Source organism: Asticcacaulis sp. (assembly GCF_020217185.1).
In the GTDB taxonomy this organism is placed as follows: domain Bacteria; phylum Pseudomonadota; class Alphaproteobacteria; order Caulobacterales; family Caulobacteraceae; genus Asticcacaulis.
Window position 1 is genome coordinate 1 of record NZ_JAIWNX010000318.1, and the last position, 10,000, is coordinate 10,000.

The 10,000-nt window shown below is 62.0% G+C and carries 7 protein-coding genes and 1 riboswitch; of the genes, 5 read left to right on the forward strand and 2 right to left on the reverse strand.

Translation table 11 applies throughout. The annotated features are described in order from the left end of the window. Nucleotides 1–180 (reverse strand): hypothetical protein (locus LDL37_RS16325; RefSeq protein ID WP_290799956.1); only part of this gene is annotated, 180 nt, incomplete at its 3' end. Nucleotides 181–317: 137 nt separating this feature from the next. Further along, nucleotides 318–407: riboswitch (glycine riboswitch) on the forward strand. Between the two features lie 152 nt (nucleotides 408–559). On the opposite strand from LDL37_RS16325, the gene gcvT reads away from it, so the two are divergent. From gcvT to LDL37_RS16350, 5 genes are all read left to right on the forward strand, one after another. After that, nucleotides 560–1,672 (forward strand): glycine cleavage system aminomethyltransferase GcvT, encoded by a 1,113-nt coding sequence (gcvT, locus tag LDL37_RS16330; protein WP_290799958.1) that lies wholly within the window; start codon nucleotides 560–562, stop codon nucleotides 1,670–1,672. A gap of 12 nt (nucleotides 1,673–1,684) precedes the next feature. After that, entirely contained in the window at nucleotides 1,685–2,053 is a 369-nt protein-coding gene (gene gcvH / locus LDL37_RS16335; RefSeq protein WP_126420758.1) for a glycine cleavage system protein GcvH, read from the forward strand. Between the two features lie 146 nt (nucleotides 2,054–2,199). Then, on the forward strand, nucleotides 2,200–5,046 hold the full coding sequence (gene gcvP, locus LDL37_RS16340; protein WP_290799961.1) for an aminomethyl-transferring glycine dehydrogenase: 2,847 nt from the start codon (nucleotides 2,200–2,202) through the stop codon (nucleotides 5,044–5,046). 373 nt (nucleotides 5,047–5,419) lie between these two features. Next, a complete protein-coding gene (locus LDL37_RS16345; protein WP_290799962.1) occupies nucleotides 5,420–7,720 on the forward strand; it encodes a TonB-dependent receptor in 2,301 nt (766 codons plus the stop codon). Nucleotides 7,721–8,039: 319 nt separating this feature from the next. Next, nucleotides 8,040–8,549 carry a hypothetical protein gene (locus LDL37_RS16350; RefSeq protein ID WP_290799964.1) on the forward strand — a complete coding sequence of 170 codons (510 nt, stop codon included), beginning with the start codon at nucleotides 8,040–8,042 and terminating at the stop codon, nucleotides 8,547–8,549. Between the two features lie 201 nt (nucleotides 8,550–8,750). Here LDL37_RS16350 and LDL37_RS16355 read toward each other — a convergent pair. Then, a partial coding sequence (locus LDL37_RS16355; RefSeq protein ID WP_290799965.1) for an NAD(P)(+) transhydrogenase (Re/Si-specific) subunit beta occupies nucleotides 8,751–10,000 on the reverse strand: 1,250 nt, incomplete at its 5' end.

The window sequence follows — 10,000 nt, forward strand, 5'->3', positions numbered from 1 at the left end:
GCTTTGACGCCGGTAAAACCGCGCCAATACGAAAGCCCCGAACATCAGGGCGCTGAGGAAAATCACCAGAAAGGCGAGCGTGTCGATGGCGACCTTGCCCTGCGCGCTGCCGTGAAACAGGTCGCGGACTTCGACTCTGAGGGCGGCTGCGGATTCGGTGGATTGGGAAGAGGGTGTCATGTGCGGCTCCTGAGCTGATGCACTGAGTGTAGGCACAGGCGTCATCAGCGGGGACAGGTTGCAACTCCCGCCTGTGAGTGAGGCGCGGCGACAGACGGGCGGCCTATTGACTCTTGGGCTCGCCTCACGCACAAGCGAGATGACCCACGGGAGAGTGCATGACTCGTCATGCCGCCGAAGGCGCAACCGCCCCGGAAACGCTCAGGCCAAAGGACCGTGGATCATTTTACACGCTGGAAAATGGCGCCATGAGGCACCTACCGACGGAGCAACGGCTCGTAAACCGGGTCTAAATCTCTCAGGTCACAGGGACAGCGGGGGCAGACTTTTTTAGTGAAAAGCTCTGCGATTCCGCACGTTTGCAACCCTGAGGCCGCGTATGACCGATGTCGCTCTGAAATCCACTCCGCTTGAAGACCGTCACGTCGCGCTCAGTGCGCGCATGGTGCCGTTCGCCGGCTACAACATGCCCGTTCAGTATGAAGGCGTGATGGCCGAGCACAAATGGACCCGCGCCGAAGCCGGTCTTTTCGACGTGTCGCACATGGGGCAGGCGCGCCTGAGCGGGACGGATGCGGTCAACACCCTCGAAGCCCTGACACCGACCGATTTCGCGGCGCTGAAGCCCGGTAAGCAGAAATATTCCCTGCTGCTCAACGAAGCGGGCGGCATTCTCGATGACTGGATGGTGTCGCGTCCGCAAACGGAGGGCTTCTTTCTGGTGGTCAATGCCGCCTGCAAGGATCAGGACTTCGCGATTATCGCCGACAACCTCAAGGGCGATACGACGTTCGACATCCTGGCCGACCGCGCGCTTCTGGCCTTGCAGGGGCCGCGCGCCCGCGAAGTGATGGCGCAGGTCTGCCCCGCCGCCTGTGACATGTACTTCATGGACTGCGGCACGTTCGAGATTCTGGGGGAAACGGCCTTCGTGTCGCGCTCTGGCTACACGGGCGAAGACGGTTTTGAAATCAGCTTTCCGGCCGCCCGTGCGGCGGAACTGTGGGACCTGCTGCTGACCTTCCCGCAGGTGAAGCCGATTGGTCTGGGCGCGCGCGATTCGCTGCGCCTCGAAGCCGGGATGCCGCTCTATGGGCACGAAATGGACGAAACCTACGGCGTGGTCGAGTCGGGCCTGAGCTTCGGCATGTCGAAGTCGCGTCTGGAACGCGGCGACATCCGCGGCATCGAGCGTATCCGTGCGGAGCGCGACAACCCGCAACGCACCCGCGTCGCGCTGCGTGTGCTGGAAGGCCCGCCCGCCCGCGACGGGGCCAAGATCCTCAACACCGAGGGTGAGGCCATCGGCATCGTCACCTCCGGCGTGCCTTCGCCGACGCTCGGCTATTCGATTGCCATGGGCTATGTGCCCGCCACACAATCGGCGCCCGGTACGCAACTGAAGCTGGAGGTGCGCGGCAAGCCCTATGCCTGCGAAGTCGTCACCATCCCCTTCGTCCCTAATTCATATTACCGCAAACCCAAGGCTTAAGAGGTCGTCATCATGAAATTCACCAAGGAACACGAGTGGGTCAAGGATCAGGGCGACGGCACGGCCTTCGTCGGCATCACGGCCTATGCCGCCGACGCGCTGGGCGATGTGGTCTTCGTCGAAGTCCCGGAAGCCGGCAAGACCCTGACCAAGGGCGACGCCTTCGCCGTGGTCGAGTCGGTCAAGGCCGCCTCTGACGTCTATGCGCCGGTCGATGGCGAAGTCATCGAAGGCAATGGCGAACTGGGCAATGCGCCGGAAACCGTTAATGCTGTGCCGGAAGCCGGTGGCTGGTTCGCGAAAATCAAGCTGACCAATCCGTCGCAGCTTGATGCGCTGATGGATCGCGAAGCCTACGAAGCCTATCTGGCGACTCTGTAATCAAGTGCCTCCCCTGATGTCAGGGGAGGTGGATTCGCCGCCGGTCAGGCGGCGAAGACGGTGGGGTTAAAACCACCGGTGTAACCCCCCTCCGGCTTCGCCGGTTTCCCCCCTGATATCAGGGGGGATGCTTAGAGGTAAATCTCATGCGTCAGTCCAATCAGCCCATCGAACAGGGCGCCTTTGTCCGTCGTCACATCGGTCCGTCCGAAGCCGAAATCTCCGCCATGTTGGCGGCGCTGGGGGTGTCCGATATCGACGCCCTGATCGACCAGACCATCCCTGTGGCCATCCGCGAACGCTCCCCCATGGGCGTGGGCGAGGCGATGGATGAAGAGGCGGTTCTGGCGCATCTGCGCGGCATTGCGGCGGAAAACAAGCCGTTCGTCTCGCTGATCGGGCAGGGCTATTACGGCACGCTGCTGCCGGGAGTCATTCAGCGCAATATTCTGGAAAACCCGGCTTGGTACACAGCCTACACCCCCTATCAGCCGGAAATCAGTCAGGGCCGCCTTGAAGCGCTGCTGAACTTCCAGACCCTGCTGTGCGATCTGACCGGGCTTGACGTCGCCAATGCCTCGCTGCTCGATGAGGCAACCGCCGCTGCCGAAGCCATGGCGCTGGCGCGTCGGTCCTCAAAGGTCAAGGCCGATCGCTTCTTCGTCGATGCCGACTGCCACCCGCAGACCCTGGCCGTCATCCGCACCCGCGCTGAACCGCTGGGCTGGGAGATCGTCGTCGGCAATCCGGAAACCGACATCGACGCCGAGGTTTTCGGCATCCTGCTGCAATATCCCGGCTCATCGGGTGAGGTGCGCGATTTCCGTCAGGTGATCGCGTCTGCCAAGGCCAATGGCGCGGTTGTGTCCATGGCTGCCGATCCGCTGGCCCTGACGCTTCTGACCTCGCCGGGCGAACTGGGTGCCGACATCGCCATCGGCTCCATGCAACGTTACGGCGTGCCGATGGGCTATGGCGGCCCGCACGCCGCCTATATGGCCGTCAAGGACGCGCTGAAACGTTCCATGCCGGGCCGCCTCATCGGCGTGTCGGTCGATAGCCGCGGGGAACCGGCCTATCGTCTGGCCCTGCAAACGCGCGAACAGCATATCCGCCGTGAAAAGGCGACCTCCAACATCTGTACCGCTCAGGTGCTGCTGGCGGTCATCGCCTCCATGTACGCCGTCTATCACGGTCCGGAAGGCCTGAAGGCCATCGCCTCGGCCATCCATGAGAAGACCAGTGCCCTTGCGGCGCATCTGCGCGGTCTGGGCTTTGAGGTCGTGACCAGGGCCGCCTTTGATACGATTACGGTGAAGACCGGTGCCGACACCGCCGCCATCCACGCGCGTGCGGTGGCCGACGGCATCAACTTCCGCCGCGTCGATGACGCTCATATCGGCGTGTCGCTGGATGAAAGCGTGACGCCCGCGGTGCTGGCGCGCGTTATCGCGGCCTTTGCGGCTGGCAAGGATGGCGGTACGGGCGAGGGTGTGGCCATTGCGGCGGCCCTGCGGCGTTCGGACGACATCCTGACCCATCCGGTCTTCCATCTGTATCGCTCGGAAACCGAGATGCTGCGCTATCTGCGCCGCCTGTCGGACAAGGATCTGGCGCTTGACCGCACCATGATCCCGCTGGGGTCGTGCACCATGAAGCTCAATGCCACGACCGAGATGATCCCCATTACGTGGCCGGAGTTTTCGAACCTGCACCCCTTTGCGCCCAAGGATCAGGCGAAGGGCTATCAGCGCATGTTTGACGCGCTCGAAGCCTATCTGTGCGGCATTTCGGGCTATGACGCCGTCTCCCTGCAACCCAATTCGGGCGCGCAGGGCGAATATGCGGGCCTTCTGGCCATCCGGGGCTATCACCTCTCGCGTGGCGATTCCCACCGTGACATCTGCCTGATCCCGGCTTCGGCGCACGGCACCAACCCGGCCTCGGCCCAGATGGTCGGCATGAAGACGGTGGTGGTCGCCTGTGACGAGGACGGCAATGTCGATATGGCCGATCTGAAGCTCAAGGTCGATCAGTACGCGGCCAATCTGGCGGCTATCATGATCACCTATCCGTCCACGCACGGTGTGTTTGAAGAAGCGATCAAGGAGATCTGCGAGCTCGTCCACGCGGCGGGCGGTCAGGTCTATCTCGACGGCGCCAACCTCAATGCGCAGGTCGGCCTGTCGCGTCCGGGGCACTACGGCTCGGACGTCAGCCACTTTAACCTGCATAAGACCTTCTGTATCCCACACGGCGGCGGTGGTCCCGGCATGGGCCCCATCGGCGTCAAGGCGCACCTGAAACCCTTCCTGCCGTCCGACCCGCAAACGGGCGAGGCAGGGGCGGTGTCGGCGGCCCCCTATGGTTCGGCCTCCATCCTGCCGATCTCGTTTGCCTATATGCTGCTGATGGGCGATCAGGGTCTGCGCAAGGCGACTGAGGTGGCCATTCTCAACGCCAACTACATCGCCGCGCGCCTCGAAGGGCACTATCCGGTGCTCTATCGCGGAGAAAAGGGCCGCGTGGCGCATGAGTGCATCATCGACCTGCGCCCGATCAAGGACGCCACGGGGGTGACGGTGGACGATGTGGCCAAGCGTCTGATCGACCATGGCTTCCACGCCCCGACCATGAGCTTCCCTGTGCCGGGCACACTGATGATCGAACCGACGGAGTCCGAGGCCAAGACCGAGCTGGATCGCTTCTGCGACGCCATGATCGACATCAAGCGCGAAATCGACGACGTGGCCAATGGCCGCTTCACGGCGGAGCAAAGCCCGCTGCGTCACGCGCCGCACACCATCTTCGATCTGGCCTCCGATACGTGGGACCGCGCCTATAGCCGTCAGGAAGCCTGCTTCCCGACCAAAGGGGCGATAACCAACAAGTACTGGTCGCCGGTCAACCGCATCGACAATGTCTATGGCGACCGCCATCTGGTCTGCTCGTGCCCGCCGATGGAAAGTTACATGGACGAGGCGGCGGAGTAATCCGCCGACTCGGACAGCGTGCGACCGCACGCCGCCGCCCCTGCGGCGAGCCCAGCGGCGATTGAGCGCTTAAAGCACGAGGCGGCGGAGTAATCCGCCGACTCGGACAGCGTGCGACCGCACGCCGCCGCCCCTGCGGCGAGCCAAGCGGCGTTTGAGCGGGAAAACCGCGAGGCGGCTTAGCTATTAACGGTTATTTCGCGCTGCGGCAAAAAAGTTACGCACCTGAATCCCAAGGCCCGCAACCGATTGCACTTTCGGTTGCGGGCCTTGTCGTATATGCGTCGCAAAAAAATCAAAAAACCGAGATTGTTACAGGGTGGACACGCTCCTAGGCAGGGCAACCTTAAACGTTTCATATGGGGTTGTTCCTATGTCCAAGCTGATGGCCGCCAAGTCCGGCCTGCTTTTGTCCACGGCGCTCGGCGTCCTGTCGCTGGCCTGCGCCGCGCAAGCGCAAGAGTCCACGTCATCAACGGCTCAGGCCGCTGATCCGCAGGAGGTCATCGTCACCGCCCAGCGTCGTTCGGAAAACATCCAGCGCGTGCCGATTTCGGTCGCGGCGCTGAACGGCGATGCCCTGCGCAATCTGCAAACCTCGGGTGAAGACGTTCTGGCCCTGTCGGGCCGCGTGCCGGGCCTCTATGCCGAAACCACTACGGGCCGCATCTTCCCGCGCTTCTATATCCGAGGCCTTGGCAATATCGACTTCTATCTCGGTGCGTCTCAGCCTGTCTCGATCATTCAGGACGAGGTGGTGATGGAACACGTCGTGCTGAAGTCCACCCCGGTTTTCGACGTGCAGCAGATTGAAGTTCTGCGCGGTCCGCAAGGCTCGCTGTTCGGCCGCAACACGACGGCAGGCATCATCAAGTTTGATTCGGTCAAGCCGTCGGAAGACTATAAGGGCCGTCTGTCGGCCGCCTACGGCACCTATGGCACGCTGACCGTCGATGGCGGCGTCGGTGGTGCCCTGATCCCCGGTAAGCTGTCGTTCCGTCTGTCGGCCCTGATGCAAAGCCGCGATAACTGGGTGGACAACACCTACAGCGGCGTCAGCGCCGATGCGACCCAGTCGCCGAAAAAGGACGCCATGGGCGGTTATGAGGACGGCAATGTCCGCCTGCAACTGCTCTACACGCCGACCGAAGACCTCTCGATCCTCGCCGCCGTGCATGGCCGCAACTATAAGGGCACCTCGACCCTGTTCCGCCGTAAGTCCCTGACCAAGGGCTCCAACGAACCGGCGGGCGACTGGGACAAGGTCGCCTACGACGAGGCCCAGAACAATCCGCAGGCCTATCACACCAATGGCGCGTCGGTGAAGGTCGATTACGACTTCGGCGGCGTCAAGCTGACCTCGATCAGCGCCTATGAAACCGCCAATGGCTACAGCCGTGGCGATACGGACGGCGGCAATGCGGGTCAGGACACGCTGGCCTTCTACGGTCAGAGCATGGGCAAGCTGAACGACCTCGATCAGTACACGCAGGAACTGCGTCTGGCCAGCGACACCAGCGGCCAGCTGTCGTGGCAGGTCGGGGCCTACTACTTCGAATCGAAGGACCTGACGGACTTCTATCAGCGCGCCTACTTCACCGGGGCCAACCCGAACAACTGGGTGCGTCTGAAGAACGAGAATAAGTCGTCGGCCGTCTTCGGTCAGCTGGCTTATAAGGTGACTCCGGCCCTGACCCTGACAGCCGGTGTGCGTCAGACCGAAGACATCAAATCGACCCGCTTGCTGAAGACGGCGGACACGGCGGCCGGTGCGGTGACCTATACGGGTCGTCGCAATGTCAAGATGGTCGGCAAGGAGCCGAGCTGGGACCTGAGCGCCCTCTATGAGGTCAGTCCGGACGTCAGCCTGTTCGCCCGCGTCGCCCGTGGCTTCCGTGGCCCGACCATTCAGGGCCGTTCTGCGGTGTTCAACTCCGACTTCACCACGGCGGATTCGGAAACCACCACCTCGGTCGAGACCGGCATCAAGAGCCGCCTGTTCGACCGTACCCTGCGCCTGAACGCCTCGGTCTTTGCCTATCAGGTCAAGGACATCCAGTTGAACGGCAACGACTCCAACGGCAATGGCGTGCTGTTCAACGCCGACAAGGCCAATGCCTACGGTCTGGAAGCCGAAGCCGAATGGCGTCCGATCGCCAACCTCAGCCTGACGGGCGGTGTCAGCCTGCTGCACAGCGAGATCAAGGACAAGAAGGTCTATGCGCAGGTCTGCGCGCTGAACACCGTGCCGGCCAACCCGACCAATACGGTCGTGTGCACCGTGCAGGACCCGATCATCACGGTCGGCCGCAACACCTTCGCTCAGATCGACGGCAACCCGCTGCCGAACGCGCCGGAATATACGGTCAATCTCGGCGCGCGCTACAGCATCCCTTACGGCGCCAATGGCGAGCTGTTCGCTTCGACCGACTGGGTGTTCCAGGGCTATACCAACTTCGTCCTGTATAAGTCGGCGGAATTCTATTCGGACAATACCTTCGAAGGCGGTCTGAAGCTCGGCTATGTCAACCATAAGGACGGCTATGAGCTGGCCGTCTATGGCCGCAACATCACCAATGAGAAGAACCTCAAGGGTGTGATCGAAAACTACATGGCCTCCGTGCTGAACGAGCCGCGCATTGTCGGCGTCTCGGTCAGCGTCAAGATGCCGTAATCCGCAGCCAGGCTACGATTACAGAGAAGGCGGTCCTGCGGGGCCGCCTTTTTTTGCGATAAAAAAGACACGGCTTGTGGCTATCACGTCACGTATCAGCGCTTTTACCTAAAGTGAGCCCAATTAAGGCCAAAGGGCCGCAATTTCGACCTTAGAGGCTCTTTATAAAGACAGTGACGATTCCCATATCGCGATCACGGCGGGATTATTAGCCTGAACTTACGATATCATAACCCTGGTATGGTAGCTTTGAACGGCTACTGACAGAATAGGGCCTGAAACGGTCTAGAACGACCCCACAGGACCACGGAGCAAGACGATGAGCGGGCCGAAGGGCTTATTGGCGGGACTTTTCAAACCTTCCTCCGGGAAGGCGTCGAAGTCGCGCGCGCTCGTGACCGCCTCGCCGAAAACCCGCAAGCCCAAAACCCGTCGCAAAGGCCATGTGCGCAGCGGTGCCAGCCGGCTGTGGCGCGGGGTTCTGGCCGGGCTCGGTTTCTTCATTGTGGTTCTGGGTGTGATTATCGCGCCCCTGCCGGGACCGATGGGCCTGCCCGTCTCCATCGCCGGCTTGGTTATTGTTCTGCGCAACTCTTACTGGGCCAAGCGGCAGTTTATCCGCACCTGGCGGCGTCATCCGAAGTGGCTGACCCCGGTGCGGCGTCTTCTGCGTCCGCGCGCCAGATTCCTGTCGATCATCTGGCATCAGATGTTGCGCACCGAGAAGCTGGTGATCACCAAGACCAAAGACCGCGTTCTGGGACCCGTTCGGCGGCGCTTCCTGCGCAAGGCGCGCCGCCATAGCTTCCGCCCACAGTCGGCCGATTAAAAAAACCTCCCGATCCTGGATCGAGAGGTTTTTTTGTGGTCTGAATGAGGGGGCTCAGAGGGCCTTGACGCTCCCTTCGGCCCTCTTCTTCGCATCGGCAAACAGCATCCCCCGCCGATGCGAAGTGATCAGAGGGCCTTGACGCTCCCCTCGACCATCTTCTTCGCATCGGCAAACAGCATCCCCGCCGATGCGAAGTGATCAGAGGGCCTTGACGATCCCCTCGACCATCTTCTTCGCATCGGCAAACAGCATCATCGTATTGTCGCGGAAGAAGAGTTCGTTTTCGACACCCGCATAGCCCGACGACATGCCGCGTTTGACGAAGAGTACGGTCTGCGCCTTTTCGACGTCGAGGATCGGCATACCGAAGATGGCCGAGGTCGGGTCGGTCTTGGCCGCCGGGTTCGTGACGTCATTGGCCCCGATGACAAAGGCGACGTCCGCCGTGGCAAACTCGCTGTTGATGTCCTCCAGTTCGAAGACCTCATCATAGGGGACATTGGCTTCGGCCAGCAGCACATTCATGTGCCCCGGCATACGGCCGGCCACAGGGTGGATGGCGTATTTGACCTCAACGCCTTCTTCTTTCAGCTTGTCGGCCATTTCGCGCAGGGCGTGCTGCGCCTGAGCCACCGCCATGCCGTAGCCCGGCACGATGATGACCTTGGAGGCGTTCTTCATGATGAAGGCGGCGTCATCGGCGGAGCCCTGCTTGACCGGGCGCGTTTCGACCTTGCCACCGGCGGCGGCCGCCGAAGTATCGGCCCCGAACCCGCCCAGAATGACCGAGACGAAGGAGCGGTTCATGCCCTTGCACATGATGTAGCTGAGGATGGCCCCGGAGGAGCCGACCAGTGCGCCGGTGATGATCAGGGCAATGTTTTCCAGCGTGAAGCCCAGCGCTGCCGCGGCCCAGCCCGAATAGGAGTTGAGCATGGAGACAACGACTGGCATGTCGGCCCCGCCAATGGGGATGATCAGGGTCACGCCCAGCACCAGAGACAGGGCAAAGATCAGCCAGAAGGCCCATTGCGCCTGACCCGCCGTGGCGATCAGCACGCCGATCAGGGCGAAGATGGCCAGACCGATGCCGATATTCAGCGCGTGTCGTGCCGGCAGGATGATGGGTGCCCCCGACATATTGCCATTCAGCTTGGCAAAGGCGATGACTGAACCGGTGAAGGTGATGGCCCCGATGGCAACGCCCAGGCTCAGTTCGATCACCGATTGCGTCTTGATGCCAAGGCCGGAGTCGATATGGAAGGCGTCGGGCGCATAGAGGGCTCCCACGGCGACCAGACAGGCCGCAAGACCGACCAGCGAGTGGAAGGCCGCCACAAGCTGCGGCATGGAGGTCATCGAGACTTTTTTGGCGATGGTCGCTCCGGCAAAACCGCCGACCGCCACGCCACCCAGGATCAGAGCGATGGTGACGGGGTCGATCTCAC

Bases quoted from the DNA above. Each gene is read 5' to 3' on its own strand.
- gcvT (WP_290799958.1), top strand. From the start codon at position 560: ATGACCGATGTCGCTCTGAAATCCACTCCGCTTGAAGACCGTCACGTC.
- gcvH (WP_126420758.1), top strand. From the start codon at position 1,685: ATGAAATTCACCAAGGAACACGAGTGGGTCAAGGATCAGGGCGACGGC.
- gcvP (WP_290799961.1), top strand. From the start codon at position 2,200: ATGCGTCAGTCCAATCAGCCCATCGAACAGGGCGCCTTTGTCCGTCGT.
- LDL37_RS16345 (WP_290799962.1), top strand. From the start codon at position 5,420: ATGTCCAAGCTGATGGCCGCCAAGTCCGGCCTGCTTTTGTCCACGGCG.
- LDL37_RS16350 (WP_290799964.1), top strand. From the start codon at position 8,040: ATGAGCGGGCCGAAGGGCTTATTGGCGGGACTTTTCAAACCTTCCTCC.